The sequence below is a fragment of the Mesorhizobium sp. ES1-4 genome, assembly GCF_020164745.1.
In the GTDB taxonomy this organism is placed as follows: domain Bacteria; phylum Pseudomonadota; class Alphaproteobacteria; order Rhizobiales; family Rhizobiaceae; genus Mesorhizobium.
The window spans coordinates 105,473-124,672 of the sequence record NZ_JAIUGV010000003.1 but is presented as its reverse complement, the minus strand read 5'-3'; the positions used below and the strand labels follow the sequence as shown (position 1 = coordinate 124,672).

Below are 19,200 nucleotides of genomic sequence, written 5' to 3'. Positions count from 1 at the left end.
TTTCGCCGCACCAAATGTGGTGGTTATCGCGCCCTTCTTCAAGCAGTTCTTGTGTCACGCTCCCGTGAGTCGGGCAAGGGCGTCGTCCATGGCCCGGGCCGGCAGCTCGATCAGTCTTGGCGCTTCGGTGAACAGCAGGGCCGCCTTGACCTCCCGTCCGGGATAGAGCGGCTGCAGCAGGGCGCGATAGAGCGCGAGCTGAAGCAGATAGGCGGCGGGAACCTCGGCCAGGGAAGCAGGAGCTGGCCGGTTGGTTTTGTAGTCGACGATCGAGACCGTATCCGTGGTCACCGCAAGCCGGTCGATCTTGCCGGAGATGGAGCGGATCTTGCCCTTGACTTCCAGGCTGCCCATGATGGCGACCTCGGCACGCGACGACGGAGCGAACAACTGGCCGAGGCCGGGGTCGGTGAGAATAGCCATGACCGAAGCCAGGGCCTTTTCGCGCTCGGCCTGCGGCCATGCCGCACCTGTTCGGGCGAGGTAACGCCCTGCCGCATTTTGGCGTTCGCCCTCGGCGATGCCGGGCAACATCTGCAGCAGTTTGTGCAAGGCGAGCCCGCGCAGCACGGCAAAACCCGGCTCGGCATCGGCGTCCAGCACCGGCGAGGCCTTGTCGACCACCGCTTCCTTGCCTTCCTCGATCAGCGCCGAGGCGCCCGACGGCGACAAGGGACGCGGCAGGTCCTCGAAAGGCGGCAGGGGCCGGAACAGGCCGGCCGGCAATGGACCGAAAGCATCGGCCTGCCGCGCCTGCTCGCCCGGACTAGGTGCAACCGGCGGCAGTTTGGTGACTTGGAAACGGTAGACAGGCTCGCCGCCGGCTGGATGCGGGCGCTGCTCGCTCTCGGGCACGCCGCTCAGCGCGCGGCTGACGATCGAATGCCAGGTGCCGGCGTTCGGCGCCCGCTTGCCGTGATAGCCGCAGACGACAAGCCGGTCCTCGGCGCGCGTCATGCCGACATAGAGCAGCCGGCGGTACTCGTCGTCGGCGAGTTCACGTGCCCTCGCGGCTGCCGTCTTCGAGAAGCCGTTGGCGACGTCGCTGGCCGAACGCCAGAGATAGCCCTTGCCGTCCCAATGCCGGCCCGAGCCGTCGAAAGGCATCAGGCGCGGCAGATGCTGGTCGCTGAACGGGGCGGAACCGCCGTCGACCAGGAACACCACCGGCGCCTCCAGGCCCTTGGCCGCGTGCACGGTCATCACCCGGACCTCGTCGCGGGTCTGGTCCATCTCGCGCTTGATCTCGGGTCCGGCGTTTTCCAGCGTCGACAGGAAGGCTTCCAGCCCGGGCAGGCCGGTCCGCTCCTCGGCGAGGCAGAAGCTCAGGAACTCGTCGAGAATATCGCCGGCTTCCGGCCCGAGCCTCGCGATCATCCTGCGGCGCACGCCATCGCGCGCCAGCAGGGCGGCATAGAATTCGAATACCGGCTTGAAGGCGGCCTCGTCTGCCCAGGCGTCGAGCCGCGCGGCGATCGCCGCGAGCGCTTCGCTTTCGCCGGCATGCTGGCGCAGCGATGCCGCCAGCGACACGCCGGGCGGTCTCTGCGCGGCGAGCGTGAACAACGTCTCCTCCGGCAGGTCGAAGATCGGGCTGCGCAGGACGGCGGCGAGCGACAGGTCGTCGTGCGGCTGGATCAGCAGGTGGCCGAGCGCGATCAGGTCCTTGACCGCGATGTGCCCCGGCAGGCTCAGCCGGTCTGCGCCGGCAACCGGGATGTCGCGGCGCTTGAGCGCGCGGGTCAGCGCGTGGACGAAGCTGTCGCGCTTGCGCACCAGCACCAGCACGTCGCCCGGCCGCAGCCGCTTGCCTCGGCCCTCGATGATCTCGCCCTTGCCGATCCAGCCGGCGATGGTGGCCGCGACATTCTCGGCGACGCGCACCGCCGGCGCGTGGGCATGGTCGATGGCTTGCGTCCAGTCGTCTGGCTCGTCGATGGCCTCTGCACTGATCGACGGCCACACCTCGACATAGCCCGGCGCATCGCTGCGGATCGCCTTGTGGTTAAGCGGATCTGGATCGTGACTGATGCCGCGCCGCACGATTGGATCGGCAAAGACGCGGTCGACGGCGGCCAGCACATCGTCCGTAGATCGGAACGACCAGGTCAGCTTGAGGTCGGCGAAGGACGCCTCGGCGTCGCGTACCCGCCCGGCGAACAGCAGCCGGCTGTCGGCGAAAGAATCCGGAGCGGCCCCCTGGAAGGAATAGATCGACTGCTTCTCGTCGCCGACGGCGAAGACCGTGCGATGGACCCGCTCGCGAGCGCCAAAGCCGGCAAAGAATTCTTCCGCCAGCCGCTTCACCACCTCCCATTGATCCGGGCTGGTGTCCTGCGCCTCGTCGAGCAGGATGTGATCGATGCCCTGGTCGAGCTTGTACTGCACCCACGGACCGGCATCGGGCCGCGCCAGAAGGTTCACCGTGCGGGTGATCAGGTCGTTGAAGTCGAGAAAACCTCGGCTGCGTTTGAGCACTTCGTAGCGCGCGATCAGCCAGTCGGCGATGGTCAAGGCCGCGCGAGTGCCTTCCAGCATCCGGAACAGCGCCAGCCGGTCGGCGGTCTCCATGATGGCGCGGGCCGCAAAGAGATAGCGTTCGGCCAGGTCCGGCAGCCGGTCGACCAGCGCTTTCTTGAAGGCGTTTGCCGGCTCGTAGGGGGCGCCATCGGTCTTGAGAAAGGCTCTTGCCAGCAGTTGCAGCCGGCGCAGAGGATCGCTCTCGGCAAAGGCCTGACGCGCGTAGGGCAGGATGTTGTTCAACACCGATCTGGCGTCGGTGGCTTCGGCGACCTGGGCAAAGCCGGCGAAATAGTCCGGCAGGAAGCCGGGCAGCGGCCATATCGATCCCGCCAGTTCTTCGGCGGTCAGACCGGGGCGGAAATGGAATTCATCGAACAAGGGCTGGAAGCCATCACGCCCGACGGCATCGAGGAATTGGCGCAACCCGTCGCGCTTGCGCACGATCTCGCCGAGCAGGGCGTCGAGACCGGCTTCGCCGCCGCGTTCCAGGACAGTGGCGAAGGCCTCCGCCAGGCTCCTGTCGCCGGCGGCGGAAATCATCTCGCGGCGCGCGGCGGCAAAAAGCGAGGCCTCCATCTGATTGTCGAGCATTTCGAAATGGGCCGGGATGTTGGCTTCCAGCGGGAACTGGTGCAGCACCGATTCGCAGAAGGCATGAATGGTCTGGATCTTCAGGCCGCCGGGCGTCTCCAGCGCCTCGGCGAACAGCCGGCGGGCTCTGCGCATGGTGTCGCGATCAGGCCGGCGCCCCTCCAGCGCCTCGATCTTGGCGGCCAGCTCGGCGTCGCCGAGGGCGGTCCAGTCCGACAGCGTCGAGAAAACCCGGTTCGACATGTTGGCGGCCGCGGCGCGCGTATAGGTCAGGCACAGGATCTTCGACGGGTCGGTGCCGTTGAGCAGCAGCCGGATGACACGCTGGGCAAGCACATGGGTTTTGCCCGATCCCGCGTTGGCCGACACCCAGGCGGAATTGCCGGGATCGGCGGCGCGGGCCTGGCTCGACGCCGTATCGGTCGGGATCGGATAGGCCTTCTTCATGCCTCCCCTCCCTCATCCGCGGCGTCTCCCCCGGCCGACCATTCGAGCACGCGGGCGAGATGGTCGTAGTCGCCATCGGTTTCGCCTTCGCGAAACGGCAGCGCGCGCGACAAATAGCCGGTCGCCGGGTCGGCATAATGGATCAGCAATTTCTCCAGCCGCGCCCAGGCCTCCTCGGCGAGATCGGCGGCGGTGCGTGGCTGGCGATTGTGTTCGAGTATGGACTCTTCGAACACCTCGCCATTCGGCTTCAGCCTGATGAAGGCCAGTTGCGAGGGTTCGCGTGCGCCGAGATCCCGGAAGGCGCCGCGCCTGAGCAGCGCGCCTTCCAGCGCCAGCTGAGGCGCCAGCAGCGTATGCGCTTGCGCCTTGGAGGGCGAGGAACCGGTCTTGTAGTCCAGAATATCGGCCATGCCGCCGGCCAGCAGGTCGACCCGGTCGGCATAGCCGGACAGCGTCACGCCGGACTGGCCGACCAGGGTCTTCCCCGCTCTCTCCTCGGCGTGACGCCGCATCACCGCATCGGCGCGCGTGCGCTCCCATTCGATGATATTGGCGGCGAGTTTTTCGAAACGCGGCCACCACACCGCCTCGACATCGGCCGGAAGCGCCGCCTCGGCAAAACAGGCGCGTCCGGCGGCGATGAGGCCTGCCAGCGCGTCCCGCGCGCGCGGGTCGGCCACTTCCGACGAGAAGAGATGCAGGATGGCGTGAAACAGCGTGCCGCGCTCGGCCGCACCGGGATCGCGGATAAGCGGATCGAGCGGCATCAGGCCAAGGATCCTCCGGGCATAGATGGCGTAGGGGTCGCGGCGCAACGTCTCGATCTCGGTGACCGAAAACTGCGTTGGGCGCACCGGAAGCGGCGGCTTCGGCTGTGGCCGCGGCGCGAAATCCCGCTTCGGCCCGGTGTCGAGCGCGCGCGCCCAGGCCAGCAATTCATCGCCGCGCCGGCGCAGCGCTGCCGCCTGGTCGTTGCCGATGAAGGTGAGCAGCCGCTGCAACCAGCGCGACGGCACCGCGGGCGCGTCGCCGGCACGCGCCGAGCGCGCCAGCAACACCTTCCTGGCGCCCATGGCCATCTGGAAGTCATGCGCGGCAAGACCGATGCGCCGCTCCGGCGGTTCGAGGTCGATGCCGGTCTTCATCATCCGCGACATGAAGCGGTCGCTCTCCGCCTTGCGAGGCCACACACCTTCGTTGAGCCCGCCTATGACCAGCGTGTCGACATCTTGGAGCCGGGCTTCCAGCGCGCCCCAGATGGCGATGTTCCTGTCGCTGCCTTGCGCCGGCTTGACGGTCTCGGGCGCGATCAGCGCCCCCATCACGTCAGGCCATTCGATTGTCTCGAACGAAAGCGGCGCCGAGGCCGCGACCAGGCCGCGCAGCAGTTCGGCGAGCTTTTCGCCGGCGTCGCCGGCGTAGAGGTCCCCGAGGCCGCCTTCGGCGGAACGGCCGAGATTTTCCAGGGCAACGACACTGGCCTCGACCAGCGCGGCAAGATCGGCTTCCGCTTGGCCGCGAAACGCCGTAAGCGGTGCCAGCGCTTCAGCCAGGCGTGCCAGAAGGGTCCGCGCATTCTCGATGGAGCGCACGGTCAGCCGGGCAAACCAGAAGGGCGGCCGGCTGTCGCCGCCCAGGCCGGTGAGGCGCGCCTCGAAAAGATCCGGCAGCGAAGCGATATCGGGGCGGCCGGTGCCGCCGCGCAGCGCCACCAGTTCGACCAGTTCCGCCGCGTGGCGCACATCGGGCCTCTCAAGACCAAGGCCAAGCAGGGGATGCTTGAGCAGCGACAACAGGCCGACAGGATCTCCCGGCCGGAACACCGCTTCAAGCGCCAGCCTGAGCAGGCTGGCTGCCGGCGTGCTGGAGAGAGGCGTGCCGCCGGAATCGTCCGCGACGACACCGAAGCGCTTGAGTTCGACGCTGACGCGACGTGCCAGGGCGCGGTCTCCGGTGACGAGCGCGGCTCTCTGGCCGGGCTCTTCGACGGCGCGCTTGAGCGCCACGGCGATCGCGACGGCCTCGTCGCGTTCGCTCGCCGCCTCGAGCAGCGCCACGTCGCCAAACGCGCCGGTGATGTCGGACGCCGGGAACCCGGGGCGCGTTTCGGCCCACAATTCGGTGGTCTCGGCCGGCCGCAGGGCCTCGCCGACAAGGGCCGCACGGAGCGCGAGCTTCGGCTCGGCCGCACCGATCTCTTCGATATCGCCGCGCAACACGCCAATCTTGCCGATCAGCTTCGCCAGTCCGTATTGCGGATGTCCAAGCACGGCTGGACGTGCGCCGGGCGCCACGAGCGCCTGGAAGGATGCGTCGTCCAGCGTCCGGTCGAACCCGGGCAGAACGATGGCACCACCGGAAAGGCCGGCAATGGTCGCAAGCAGTTCGGCCGTGGCGGGGATAGAGCCGGTGGATCCCGCCGCTATGACCGGTCCGGCGGGCGTATTGCGCCGCAGCCGCGCCGCTTCGGCACGGATCAGGGCGCTGCGATGCGCGGCTGGATTGGAGCGGTTGCTCTCTTCGAGGAATTTCGGCCAGGCATCGGTGACGATGCCGAGGAATTCGAGCGTCACCTGCCACCATCCGGCAAGGTTCCCGCTCACCAGGCCGGCGAGTTTGGCCCAATCAGTGCCTTCCGTCTCGATCTCGTCCATCAGGCCGGCCAGATCGCGCGCCAGCCAGATCGCGTCCGCGGTGGAAGCCGGGACGACAATCTCCTCGGCAAAGAGGGCCGCGACGTGGGCGGGCATCCGGCGCTTCCACGCCCGCACCAGTGGCGTCAGCAGCAACAGCCGTTCGGTGGCGGCGATCGGCGGCGCAAGATCGATTGCCGCCGACGGCTCGGCATCGAACGTGGCCTCATCTTCGTCGAATTCGCCGAGCGGGCGGATCACCGGCAGGATCGCCGAACCGCCGCCGCCACGCGCCCTCAGGCTGTCGACGAAGACGCCGCGCAAGGCGCGTGCGGCGCGGCGCGTCGGCACATAGATGGTGACATCGGCCAGGGCGAGCGGGCCGCCGTCGAAACGAAACCCGGGGACAAGGCGGCCGGCAAGCAGCGCCTCGGCAAGCGTCGGCAAAAACGGCGCTCCGGGCGGAATGGAAAAAACGCGGCTTGAGCCGCTCATTGCGACTCGATGAGTGCACCGGCCACCGCGTCTTCGGCGAGCGCAATGGCATCGGGCGTGCCGACGGTTATCCAGGGGCCATGCATCGGCATGCCGAACAGGCGGCCGGCGGCAATCGCCTTGTCGAAATAGGCGTTGAGCGAATGCGGTTCGGCGGATGCGTCCATGAACAGGCGCGGATGGATTATCGCGGCGCCGGCATAGATCAGGCCCGTGGGATCGCCTTTTGAACGCCGCAAGGCACCATCCGGCGCCACCAGGAAATCGGTGCTGCCACAGTGTCCTGTCGCCTGATGGAGATCCGCCAGCATCAGCAGAATATCCATTTTCGCAGCGTCCCATGCAAGGGCGAGGCGGCCTAGATTGAGCGGACCCTGGTCGATCCAGAATGTGTCGGCGTTGAGGATGTAGAACGGCTGTTGGCCGAGTTCCGGCAGTGCCTTGACGATGCCGCCGGCGGAATCGAGCAGCCGGTCGCTCTCGTCGGAAATGACAATGTGCGGCGCGCGCCGCGCGGCGACATGGGCGATGATCTGTTCGGGAAGATAATGGACGTTGACCACGGCCTTGCCGACGCCAGCGGCTGCCAGGCTGTCGAGGCCCCAGTCGAGCAGCGTCTTGCCGGCGATGCGGACCAGAGGCTTGGGGATGGTGTCGGTGATCGGCCGCATGCGCTTGCCGAGCCCCGCGGCTAGGACGATGGCGGTGTCCGGTCTGGTCGTCACAGCTTTCGTTCCTCCAGCAGCCCGTGCGCGCTGTAGAAATCCCGCAAGTCGGCGAGCGCGGGATGTGACAGCGCCCGCCTGAGATAGTCGCGGATGCGCGGCAGGTGCTTGAGATAATAAGGCTTGCCGTCGCGCTTTTCGAGACGCACGAAAATGCCGAGGATCTTGGAATTGCGCTGCGCCGCCATGATTGCATAGGCTTCCAGGAAGGCGGCCTTGTCAAATGGACCGGCGGCCTGGCGGGCGGCGACATAGGCAGCGAGCGTACGCTGTTCGATGTCGGGCGGGATCGTGACGCGGGCGTCCATGGCCAGCGAGGCGACGTCATAGGCCGAAGGCCCGATCAGCGCGTCCTGTATGTCGACGATGCCGAGCCGGTCGAAGCCCGACCGCTCGCTGCGCCAGATGATGTTGGGCGAGTGGAAGTCGCGCAGCATCAGCGTGTATTCGCTGCCTTGCAACCGGTCGAGAAGCGCATTCCATTTCCCGTGGTAGCCGGAACGCAGCGCGCCGCTCGCCGGGCCGCCCGATATCGCCGGCACGTACCAGTCGATCAGCAGGTCCGCTTCGATCAGCATGGCGTCGCGATCGAAGGGCGGCACGTCATGGACGACGCCGGGAGCCGCCTCCATGCGGTGAGGCCAGGCCTTGCCGTGCATCATGGCAAGCAGTTCGGCCGCCGCCTCATACCGTTCGGCGACCGGCTCGCCATTGCCGGCGAGGAAGCCTTCCGAGCCCAGATGCTCGAGCAACAGGAAACCCTGGTCGAGATTCTGCGCGTCGATCCTGGGCACAGCGACCCCGGCGGCCAGCATCGCACGGTCGATGGCGACGAAGGCGGACACCGACTGCGCGGTGTGGGCGATCACGGCATAGGGTTTGCCGTCGCGCACGGGAGGGCCGAGCACCAGCCGCGGCGAGTTCATCAGCACGCGCGGCGCCTCGCCGGCAAGCGACACGATCTCGTAGGAACGCGCCGAGGCATCGCCGATGAAATGCCGGCGCAGCGCTTGCCCCCAGCCGGCGCCGTCGAGGAAGGCGCGCATGGCCAGCGAGCGCGCGACACGGTCGAATGTCGCGCCTTGCCCCGAAAGGCGAGCCAGCCGGCCCTCGCCGTGCTGGACGAGTTCGATCAGCACCGCCGCCTTGGGCAGATAGCCCTCAGCCCGTTCCGGCCATTCGACCAGGGCGGCACCTTGCGCCAGCGCCTCCTCGAAGCCGAGTTCGTCCAGTTCGGCCGCCGAGGAGAGGCGATAGAGATCGAAATGATGGACCGGGACGCGCGTATCGTAGCTCTGCACCAGCGTGAAGGTCGGGCTTGGCACTTCGAGACCGGCATCATCGGCCAGCGTTCGGATCAGTGCTCTTGCCAGCGTCGACTTGCCGGCGCCGAGATCACCCTTGAGCGCCAGCACGTCGCCCGCGCGCAGCGCCAGCGCCAGGTCCTCGCCCAGCCGCGCCGTCTGGGTCTCATCGGCGAGCAAACGCTCCAGCACCGGCTCCGTCATCGAGCGCGCTACTCGGCCGCTGCGCGGATACCCGGCATGTCGGGGAAGGTGCAGATGACCGTCGTGCCCTTGTCCTTGCCGGTTTCGATGCGAACGGCGCCGCCATGCAGTTCGACAAAGCTCTTGACGATCGACAGGCCGAGGCCAGCGCCGCGCCGGCGGCCGCCATTGGCGCGCGGCTCGAAGCGGCGGAACACCGAATCGAGCACGTCGGGCGGCATGCCGGGGCCGTCATCGTGAACCGAGAACTCGACTCCGTCCGCCAACTGGCGGCAGGCCAGCCGGATGGTGCTGGCCTCCGGCGCGTAATTGGCGGCGTTGCTCAGCAGGTTGTAGAGGATCTGGCGGATGCGGGTTTCGTCGCCATGGAAGGTCTTCGGCGCCGCGGCGGCGTCGACCGCGAGCCGGATCGAATGCTCCTCCAGCCGGTCGGCGACCAACTCGGCGGCGGCCGCGATGGTGCGGTCGACATGCACTTCGGAAATGTCGAGCTGCATGATGCCGGCATCGACCGTCGCCAGGTCGAGTATGTCGTTGACGATGGTCAGCAGCACCGACGAGGACGAGCCGACATGCTCGACATATTCGCGCTGCTTCTGCGTCAACGGGCCGGTCGCCGGCAGCGACAGCAGTTCGGTGAAGCCGATGATGTTGGTCAGCGGCGAACGCAGTTCGTAGGACACATGCTGGACGAATTCGTTCTTGAGCTGGTCTGATTTCTCGAGCGCCTCGTTCCTGTCCTTGAGCGCGCGTTCGACATGGACGCTATCGGTGACGTCGACGAAGGTCATCATCACTTGCCCGTTGGGCAGCGGGATCACGGCGTAGCGCAGCACGGCGCCGTTGTTGAGTTCGGTCTGGCCGTGGCGCTCGCGGCGCTCGTCGTCGAAGCCGGTGATGGCGGCGACGAAGCCGGGCCAGGGGCTCTCGACCGCTTGCCGGTCGCAGAGCTCGCGTATGGCCGATACGTGCACATTGGGCTTGGCGGCTTCTTTGTCCAATCCCCACAGCGTGGCAAAGGCAGGGTTCGACAGGCGCAGCCGGCCGTCAGGGCCGAACACCGCGACGCCTTCGGCGAGGTTGTCGAGCGTTTCGCCCTGGACCCGAACCGCGGTGCGGTAGCGGCTTTCGAGATCCATCTTCTCCGTCAGGTTCTCGAACACCCAGGTGACGCCGCCCTTGGGTTGCGGGTTGGCGACGACGCGGATCGTCTTGCCGTCCGGCAGGTGCCACCAGTGTTCCTGAGATTCGACCGCACGGTAGGCGCCGAGCAGGCCTTCCTTCCAGCGCCGCCATTCCGGCTGTTCGGCGATCTTGCCCTCGCTGCGCAGACGGTCGAGCAAGAGGGCGTTGTCGGGCGCGCTGTGCAGGAAGCCGCTGTCGAGCCCCCACAGCTTCTGGAAAGCCTGGTTGAAGAAGCGCAGCTTCTCGTCGGTGTCGAAGATGGCGACCGCGGTGTTGAGTTGGTCGAGCGTATCGGCGTGGCTGCGCACGGTCCGCTCATATTCACCGCGGATGGCCTCGATGGCGCTGGTGTCGCAGGCAAGGCCGGCCGAACCGTCGGCGCCGGCAAAGTCGGTCACGGCGAACACGCGGCGGTCCCCTTCGATCACGGTCGAAAGCGACTGTTCGAACACGGGATGCGATTTGTGCTGCGCGGCGATGGCGTCGCGCGCCTGGCCGCCCAGAAATTCCTTGGCGTCGCGCACGGCCGCTTCCGCGCTCTCGGCTTCGACGGCGTCGGCATAGGCCCGGTTGACCCATTTCAGGCGGCCGTGCTCGTCACGCAGCCATGCCGGCATCTTCAGGGCCTCAAGCAGCCCGATCATCGTGTCATGGTCGATGGCCAGCCGCTGGTTGTCGATCTTGAGCCGGGCCTGGCTGCGCTGCGTCTCGGAAAGCGAAACAAACCGCACCAGCACATGGGCAGCGCTCTTGCGGCCATGCACTTCCAGTGGAGCGCCGGCCTGGGATTCCAACACCAGGTCGAACGGCCTGCCTTTTTCGCGCAAGCCCGCCACGGCATGCTCTAGTGCCGCCGCCGAACGCGGCATCAGCCAGCGGCCGAAAGCCAGGAACGCGGCCCGTTCCTCCGGCGCGCCGCTTTCGATCGGCAACGTGCCGATGAGTTCGGGTTTCTTGTTTTCCTGGGCCCAGACGACGACACGCTGATCGCGCAAATTGAGCAGTGCTTCCGAACGCCGCAACGCCGCGCTGATGTCGGCGACGCGGCTTCTCAGCTCGACATTCTCCGCCGAGGTGCGCGCCCGCTCGCGGATCAGAACGATGGCGGACAGGAATGCCGTGCCCGTCACGCCGACGAACACGGCCAGTTGCACGACCTCGATGGTGCTGATCGAAAGGCTGGCCACCGCGGCGCCGGCGGCCTGGGCATGCGCGACCGCCAAGGGCCAGGCAAGAGCGGAGCCGGCAAGGACCAATCCCATGCGGGCGCGCCACGAAAGGCGCTCGCCTCGCGGGGCGGAGCCCATGGTCCTCGAATCGTCATGGCCGCCGGAAACGGCCTTTCCCGCGTGAAGCGGGTTATCCCCCGGCATGTCTTGGTCCTCTTCGCCGCCTGAATGCAAGACCGCCCTGATGCGTGCACCGATCCTCGTCCCCGGACCCGCGAATCACAACAATAGCGCTTGCTGGAATCGGCGTGAAGAATCATTCGGCGCAAAAATAAAGCCGGGCGAAAAGTCAATCGCCCGGCGTCAATATCTAGTAGTAAATCTAGCTTTGGTTAATAGCGGTAGTGTTCCGGCTTGAACGGACCCTGCGGCGTGACGCCGATATAGGCGGCTTGCTCACCCGACAGTTCGGTCAACCGGGCGCCAAGCTTGTCGAGATGCAGCCGCGCGACCTTCTCGTCGAGATGCTTGGGCAGCACATAGACCTGGTTCTGGTACTGCTCGCCCTTGGTGAACAGCTCGATCTGCGCCAGCACCTGGTTGGTGAAGGACGCCGACATGACGAAGCTCGGATGGCCGGTCGCGTTGCCGAGATTGAGCAGGCGGCCTTCCGACAGCAGGATCATCCGCTTGCCGTCCGGGAAGGTGATCATGTCGACCTGCGGCTTGACATTGGTCCATTTCAGATTGCGCAGCGACGCCACCTGGATCTCGTTGTCGAAGTGGCCGATGTTGCCGACGATCACCATGTCCTTCATCGAGCGCATATGGTCGAGGGTGACGACATCCTTGTTGCCGGTGGTGGTGATGACGATGTCGGCGGTCGGAGCCGCATCTTCCAGCGTGACGACTTCAAAGCCGTCCATCGCCGCCTGCAGGGCGCAGATCGGGTCGACCTCGGTGACCTTGACGCGGGCGCCGGCGCCCTTGAGCGAGGCGGACGAACCCTTGCCGACGTCGCCATAGCCGCAGACGACCGCGACCTTGCCGGCCATCATCGTGTCGGTGCCGCGGCGGATGCCGTCGACCAGCGATTCCTTGCAGCCATATTTGTTGTCGAACTTGGATTTGGTGACCGAGTCGTTGACGTTGATGGCCGGGAAGGGCAGCAGGCCCTTCTTCTGCAACTGGTAGAGCCGGTTGACGCCGGTGGTCGTCTCTTCCGTGACGCCGCGGATCGCTTCCCTCTGCTTGGTGAAGAAGCCGGGCGAGGCCTTCAGGCGCTTCTTGACCTGGGCGTAGAAATATTCCTCTTCCTCGCTCTGCGGATTGGACAACACGTCCTCGCCGGCCTCGGCGCGGGCGCCGATCAGGATGTACATGGTGGCGTCGCCGCCATCATCGAGGATCATGTTGGAGAGGCCGCCGTCGGCCCACTGGAAAATCCTGTCGGTGTAGTCCCAGTACTGCTCGAGGCTCTCGCCCTTGACGGCGAAGACCGGAATGCCTGCCTCGGCGATGGCCGCGGCCGCATGATCCTGGGTCGAGAAGATGTTGCAGGAAGCCCAGCGGATATCGGCACCGAGGGTCTTCAGCGTTTCGATCAGCACCGCGGTCTGGATGGTCATGTGCAGCGAGCCGGTGATGCGCGCGCCCTTGAGCGGCTTCTTGGCGCCGAACTCCTCGCGGCAGGCCATCAGGCCCGGCATTTCGGTTTCGGCGATATCGAGTTCCTTGCGGCCCCAGCCGGCAAGCGAGATGTCGGCGACCACATAGTCCTTGCTACCCGTCATGGCAGTGCTCCGATGCGAATTGTTTTGCGTGCGAATTGTTAGCGGATGCGCCCGTGCCGGAAGACCTTTCCAAGGGCGCGAATTGCCGGCCTGACTAGCAGATCAGGCCTCGGACGACAATGGGATATAAAGAAATCTTTATTCGTGCATGTCCCAGAGCGCGAGCTTCGGGATCAGCACTCTTCGCCGAAACGGGAGGCGACAAGCTGCTCCAGCGCATCCATGACCTCGAGCGCCTCCGGGCCGCTGGCGGTGACACGGATCGAGTATCCCGGGCTGGCAGCCAGCATCATCAGGCCCATGATCGACGTGCCGCCGACTTGGACGCCGTCCTTCTCGACATGGACGGAAGCATTGAAACCGCTGGCAAGCTGAACGAATTTCGCCGAAGCGCGCGCGTGCAGGCCGCGCTGGTTGACGATTGGAAACTCCCGGACGATCTGGTCTTTTTCCGGGGATATCGCGTTCATTTGCTGCTCAGAAGCTGACTGGCGACATTGATGTATTTGCGGCCAGCGGCTTGCGCCTCGTCAAGCGCGGCCGCCATGTTGTCGCCCTTGCGGATCGACGACAGCTTGATCAGCATCGGCAGGTTCATGCCGGCGATCACTTCGGTGCGGCCGGACTCCATCACCGAGATGGCGAGGTTGGATGGCGTGCCGCCGAACATGTCGGTCAGCACGATCACGCCTGCCCCTGTGTCGACACGGGCGACCGCGTCGACGATGTCGCGGCGACGCTGCTCCATATCGTCATCGGCACCGATCGCCACGGTTTCGAAATTGTCTTGTGGCCCGACGACATGTTCGACGGCATGTCGGAACTCGGTGGCCAGTTGACCGTGCGTTACAAGCACGAGTCCGATCATTCTCTGGTGGCTCCCGTCATCGCCGCTTCACAGGCGCATTTTATGTTCGCCAGCCATTCCAGGCGGCGGGAGCGCTATCTTGTCGACGCGCGGCCCGTTGACAAGCCCAAAATTGCGACGGCGCATGCCATTTTGACGCATTGCAGCAAAAAAACCCGGGCGGATCATAAAAAAGGCGAGATCGACAACCGCGCCATCACGGCAGGCAGCGCCGCTGCGACATTGCGCTCGGCGACATCGATGCGCGCCACCGCGCAGCCGGCGATGTCGCCGCTGGCGACCTCCTGGAAGCGTAGGATTTCCGCCGGCGGCAACAGCCGCACATGCAGGTCGACGACGCAGGCTGGCTCGAAGGGCAGCGGCCGTGGCCCAAGTCCCGGCACTTCGGCCAGACCCTGGATGGTGGCGGGCGCACGGCACACCAGCCGCCCCGCATGGGCTTCGACGAAGAGCTGATCGTCGCCGACGAGCCGCGAGAACAATCCGCGCGGCAGGCAGTGGCCGATCAGCGTCAGCGCCAGCGTTGTCTTACCCGACCCGGATGACCCGGTGATGAAGATGCCGCGCTCGCCGATCAGCAGCGCCGTCGCGTGAGCGTTGTCAGGCGGCATGTCGCGATCCCTGATGATCGGCGATCATCCCTCGGCCGGGAGCGTCACGACGAAGCGCGCGCCCTTGATCTCGCCGGGCTTGGTGCCGGGAATGTTTTCGGCGGTCAGCGTGCCGCCATGGGCCTCGACGATCTGCCTGGAGATCGACAGGCCAAGGCCCGAATTCTGGCCGAACGCCTCGCCCGCGGGCCGGTCGGTATAAAAGCGTTCGAAGATGCGGTCGATGTTGTCGGCGCGGATGCCGGGCCCATTGTCGTCGACGGTCAGGATGTTGAACTTGCCGGCGCGCGCCAGCGACAGGCTGATGTGGCCATGGTCCTCGGGCACGAAGGATCGGGCGTTCTCGATCAGATTGGTGATGACCTGGCCGATGCGCAGATCATGGCCGACGACGACATAGCCCTTGGCGCCCTGCGGCAGCTTGGCAACCTTGAGCTCGATCTCGACCGCTTTCTTGTTGCGCGTCGCTTCACGCGAGACAGCGATGAGGTCGGTGACGAATTTCTTCAAGTCGACGGTGCCGGCATCTTCGCGCGCCAATTCAGCATCGAGGCGCGAGGCGTCGGAAATGTCGGTGATGAGGCGATCCAGCCGTTTGACGTCATGCTGGATGATCTCCATCAGACGCGCGCGCGAGGTATCATTCTTCGCCAGCGGCAATGTTTCGACAGCGCTGCGCAGCGACGTCAGCGGGTTCTTCAGCTCATGCGAAACGTCGGCGGCGAAACTCTCGATCGCCTCGATGCGCGCGTAAAGCGCGTTGGTCATCTCGCGCACGGCGACCGACAGATTGCCGATCTCGTCCTGGCGGTCGGAGAAATCGGGGATTTCCTCGCGGCTCTTGACGCCGCGCCTGACCCGCACCGCCGCCGCCGACAGACGCCGCAGCGGATTGGCGATGGTGGAGGCCAGGAGCATCGACAGGATGGCCGTGACGAGCGCCGCGATGCCGAAGACGCGCAGGATCGCCTTGCGTTCGGCGGCGACGATCTTGTCGATATCGCCGCCTTCGGTCGACAGCATCAGCACACCCAGAACGGCGCGAAAACGCTGGATCGGCACCGCCACCGAGACGATCTGCTCGCCCTGTTCCGAGACGCGCACGATGGTGGACGGGCTGCCGGTCAGCGCCTTGACCACTTCCGGAAAGGCGGCACCGTTGCCGCCCGGCTGCTCGTGATAGACCGGCAGGTCGGTGTTGCGGAAGAAGTCGAAGATGAACTTCTGGATGCGCTCGACAAGGTCGGGCTCTTCCTCGTCGACCGGTGGCAGATCGTAGCGCAGGATCTGGCCACGCGAATAGAGATGCCGCGAATCGAGCAGCAGGTTGGCGTCGCGGTCATAGATGCGGGCGCGGGTGCGGGTCGGCGAGATCAGCCGCCGCAGCACCGGCGCCACGCGCTCGGGATTGATCGGAAAATCCAGATTGTCGAGCTGGTCCGAGCCAGGTCCCAGGCTTTCGCCGGCCTGCAGCTCGAGCAGCTTCTCCGGGTCGATGCTGATCGAATCCGTCTCGACCGTCGCCGACGCCGCGATGGCGCCGGCGATGATCTCGCCCTGCGTCATCAGGCTTTCGACCCGCGCGTCGATCAACCCGTCGCGGAAGGTGTTGAGGTAGAGGATGCCGGTGACGAGCACCGCCAGCCCGGCGAGATTGAGGAACAGGATGCGCCGCGTCAGGCTGGAAAAGATATGGTGGCCGAGGAATCGGCGCATCGGCACCGTGAATTTCGACACGAAGGACGGCATGATGCGCGACGGCCGCCTGGCAGCGCCCGCCGGTCTTGTTCGCTGTGCTTCCACTGCCATCGAATAGCAGCTCCCGCTAGTCCTTGGGTTGACGCATGTCGCGGTCCCGGGCCTGGGACTGCTTCTGCTCGACATACATCGAATTATGCTTCGCGGAACCGGTATCCGACTCCGTAAAGGGTTTCGATCATCTCGAAGTCGTCATCGACAGCCTTGAACTTCTTGCGCAGCCGCTTGATGTGGCTGTCGATCGTGCGGTCATCGACATAGACCTGCTCATCATAGGCCGAATCCATCAGCGCATCACGGCTTTTTACGACGCCGGGGCGTTGCGCCAGCGAATGCAGGATCAGGAACTCCGTGACGGTGAGCGTCACCGGCTCGCCCTTCCAGGTGCAGGTATGGCGTTCCTGGTCCATGACGAGCTGGCCGCGCTCGAGCGAGCGGGCCTGCTGGCTGGGCGCTTTTGCCGCGGCCTCGCGGGCGCTGGCACGGCGCAACACGGCGCGCACCCGCTCGACCAGCAGGCGCTGCGAGAACGGTTTGCGGATGAAGTCGTCGGCGCCCATCTTGAGGCCGAACAATTCATCGATCTCGTCGTCCTTGGAGGTCAGGAAGATCACCGGCAGGTCGGATTTCTGGCGCATCCGGCGCAGAAGCTCCATGCCGTCCATGCGCGGCATCTTGATGTCGAGGATGGCGAGATTTGGCGGACGGGCCGCCAGGCCTTCCAGCGCGGACGCACCATCCGTGTAGGTCTCGACACGATACCCCTCGGATTCGAGGGCGATCGACACCGACGTCAGAATGTTGCGGTCGTCATCGACAAGCGCGATTGTTGCCATTTCAAGCGGCTCCCTCATGAGCTGTCCCTTCTGTCGTAGAGAAGGGGCTTTTGCAGGACAAATTAGGTACAAAATGTGGCATAGGCCTTGTCCGCTGTCACGAGCGGCGTGCCGGCGGCCACAATCCTACCTCGACACGGATTGGACGAACGAGCGCCGCCAATCCTTTGGGCAACCACCAGACTTTTTGCATATATAAACGATTTAAACAACTTTCAAAATATTTAAATCGATTAATGATTTGATATCATTCGGCTTTTCTGGTTCTGACCATCATGGCCTGCTTGGCAGGCGTGCCGGATATGCCGGCAAAGATGCGGCAAATCTTGAAAAGGGTCACCAATGTCGGAAGTCGGCAAACGCAATCCTGCCTGCGCGATCGATCGTATAGGTCTGAAAACTTCCGGCGTTGTGCGCTACAATTTCGGTGCGGCTGCCCTTTACGAGGAATCGATCCGGCGCGGTGAAGCCCGGCTGACCGCGCGTGGCGCGCTCGTCGCCGAGACCGGCCAGCACACCGGTCGCTCGCCCAAGGACAAGTTCGTCGTCCGCGACGGCGCCACCGAACCGCAGGTGTGGTGGGACAACAACAAGGCGATCTCGCCGGCCCAATTCGACGCGCTGCTCGCCGATTTCCAGGCTCACGCCGCGGACAAGGATCTTTATGTGCAAGATCTGGTCGGCGGCGCCGACGAGGAGTTCAAGCTGCCCACCAGGGTGATCACCGAGTTTGCCTGGCACTCGCTGTTCATCCGCAACCTGCTCATCCGACCGGATGCGGCCGAACTCGAACAGTTCGTGCCCGGGCTGACGATCATCGACCTGCCGTCCTTCCGCGCCGATCCCGCCCGTCATGGCAGCCGCACCGAAACCGTGATCGCCGTCGACCTGACGCGCAAGATCGTGCTGATCGGCGGCACCTCCTATGCCGGCGAGATGAAGAAGTCGGTGTTCACCATGCTCAACTACCTCCTGCCAAAGACGGGCGTGATGCCGATGCACTGCTCGGCCAACGAGGGACCGGCCGGCGATGCCGCCATCTTCTTCGGCCTCTCGGGCACCGGCAAGACCACGCTGTCGGCCGACCCGTCGCGCACATTGATCGGCGACGACGAGCATGGCTGGGGTCCGCACGGCATCTTCAATTTCGAAGGCGGCTGCTACGCCAAGACGATCAAGCTGTCGGCGGAAGCCGAGCCGGAGATCTTCGCCACCACGCAGCGCTTTGGCACGGTGCTGGAAAATGTCGTGCTCGACGCCGATGCCGTGCCGGACTTCAACGACGGCCGGCTCACCGAAAACACGCGCTGCGCCTATCCGCTAGACTTCATCCCCAATGCCTCGAAAACCGGGCGCGCCAATCACCCGAAGAACATCATCATGCTGACCGCGGACGCTTTCGGCGTGATGCCGCCGATTGCCAGATTGACGCCGGCGCAGGCGATGTATCATTTCCTCTCCGGTTACACGGCCAAGGTGGCCGGAACGGAAAAGGGCGTGACCGAGCCCGAGGCGACCTTCTCGACCTGTTTCGGCGCGCCGTTCATGCCGCGCCATCCGTCGGAATACGGCAATCTTCTGCGCGAGCTCATTGCCCGCCATGGCGCCGATTGCTGGCTGGTCAACACCGGCTGGACCGGCGGTGCCTATGGCACCGGCAAGCGCATGCCGATCAAGGCGACGCGCGCCTTGCTCGCCGCCGCACTCGACGGCTCGCTGAAGGCGGCCAAGTTCCGCACCGACGCCAATTTCGGCTTCGAGGTGCCGGTAGCTGTGCCTGGCGTCGACAGCGCCATTCTCGATCCGATGATTCTGGACCCCCGGGCGACCTGGGCGGACAAGGCTGCCTATGACCGGCAGGCGGCAAGGCTGGTCGGCATGTTCGCCGTCAACTTCGAGAAATTCGAGCCGCATGTCGATGCAACCGTCATGGGTGCGGCGCCCCGCATGCAGGAAGCGGCGGAGTAACCGCCCTAATCGCTGAGCATCATCGCTCGGCACCGTTGAAGGCCCGGTTTCGATCGGGCCTTTTCTTTTTCGGTGCGCCGCGCCATG

12 protein-coding genes are annotated in these 19,200 nt (G+C 65.5%); 1 reads left to right on the top strand and 11 read right to left on the bottom strand.

What is annotated here, in order from left to right:
- Positions 1-54: 54 nt before the first annotated feature.
- From addA to LB556_RS06485, 11 genes are all read right to left on the bottom strand, one after another.
- The gene (addA, locus tag LB556_RS06535; protein ID WP_224565286.1) at positions 55-3,561 is read right to left on the bottom strand and encodes a double-strand break repair helicase AddA; all 3,507 of its coding nucleotides are present in this window, start codon (positions 3,559-3,561) and stop codon (positions 55-57) included.
- On the bottom strand, positions 3,558-6,692 hold the full coding sequence (addB, locus tag LB556_RS06530; protein WP_224565284.1) for a double-strand break repair protein AddB: 3,135 nt from the start codon (positions 6,690-6,692) through the stop codon (positions 3,558-3,560). The genes addA and addB overlap by 4 nt, the downstream gene beginning before the upstream one ends.
- Positions 6,689-7,417 carry a nucleotidyltransferase family protein gene (locus LB556_RS06525; protein ID WP_224565282.1) on the bottom strand — a complete coding sequence of 243 codons (729 nt, stop codon included), beginning with the start codon at positions 7,415-7,417 and terminating at the stop codon, positions 6,689-6,691. Before LB556_RS06525 ends, addB begins: the two co-directional genes overlap by 4 nt.
- Positions 7,414-8,925, bottom strand: a complete 1,512-nt coding sequence (gene tsaE, locus LB556_RS06520; protein WP_224565280.1) for a tRNA (adenosine(37)-N6)-threonylcarbamoyltransferase complex ATPase subunit type 1 TsaE — start codon at positions 8,923-8,925, stop codon at positions 7,414-7,416. Before tsaE ends, LB556_RS06525 begins: the two co-directional genes overlap by 4 nt.
- Before the next feature lie 8 nt (positions 8,926-8,933).
- Positions 8,934-11,483 (bottom strand): sensor histidine kinase, encoded by a 2,550-nt coding sequence (locus tag LB556_RS06515; protein ID WP_224565277.1) that lies wholly within the window; start codon positions 11,481-11,483, stop codon positions 8,934-8,936.
- Positions 11,484-11,671: 188 nt separating this feature from the next.
- Entirely contained in the window at positions 11,672-13,072 is a 1,401-nt protein-coding gene (gene ahcY / locus LB556_RS06510; protein WP_224565275.1) for an adenosylhomocysteinase, read from the bottom strand.
- Positions 13,073-13,245: 173 nt separating this feature from the next.
- A complete protein-coding gene (locus tag LB556_RS06505; RefSeq protein ID WP_224565273.1) occupies positions 13,246-13,542 on the bottom strand; it encodes an HPr family phosphocarrier protein in 297 nt (98 codons plus the stop codon).
- Positions 13,539-13,940, bottom strand: a complete 402-nt coding sequence (locus tag LB556_RS06500; protein WP_010912939.1) for a PTS sugar transporter subunit IIA — start codon at positions 13,938-13,940, stop codon at positions 13,539-13,541. The genes LB556_RS06505 and LB556_RS06500 overlap by 4 nt, the downstream gene beginning before the upstream one ends.
- A gap of 164 nt (positions 13,941-14,104) precedes the next feature.
- Positions 14,105-14,551 (bottom strand): HPr kinase/phosphorylase, encoded by a 447-nt coding sequence (locus LB556_RS06495; RefSeq protein WP_224565271.1) that lies wholly within the window; start codon positions 14,549-14,551, stop codon positions 14,105-14,107.
- A gap of 24 nt (positions 14,552-14,575) precedes the next feature.
- Positions 14,576-16,360: a sensor histidine kinase gene (locus LB556_RS06490; protein ID WP_318011260.1), complete on the bottom strand. Its 1,785-nt coding sequence runs from the start codon at positions 16,358-16,360 to the stop codon at positions 14,576-14,578.
- Between the two features lie 83 nt (positions 16,361-16,443).
- Positions 16,444-17,145 carry a response regulator transcription factor gene (locus tag LB556_RS06485; protein WP_010912942.1) on the bottom strand — a complete coding sequence of 234 codons (702 nt, stop codon included), beginning with the start codon at positions 17,143-17,145 and terminating at the stop codon, positions 16,444-16,446.
- Between the two features lie 342 nt (positions 17,146-17,487).
- Here LB556_RS06485 and LB556_RS06480 point away from each other — a divergent pair, with 342 nt between their 5' ends.
- Entirely contained in the window at positions 17,488-19,113 is a 1,626-nt protein-coding gene (locus LB556_RS06480) for a phosphoenolpyruvate carboxykinase (protein ID WP_224565269.1), read from the top strand.
- Positions 19,114-19,200: the final 87 nt, after the last annotated feature.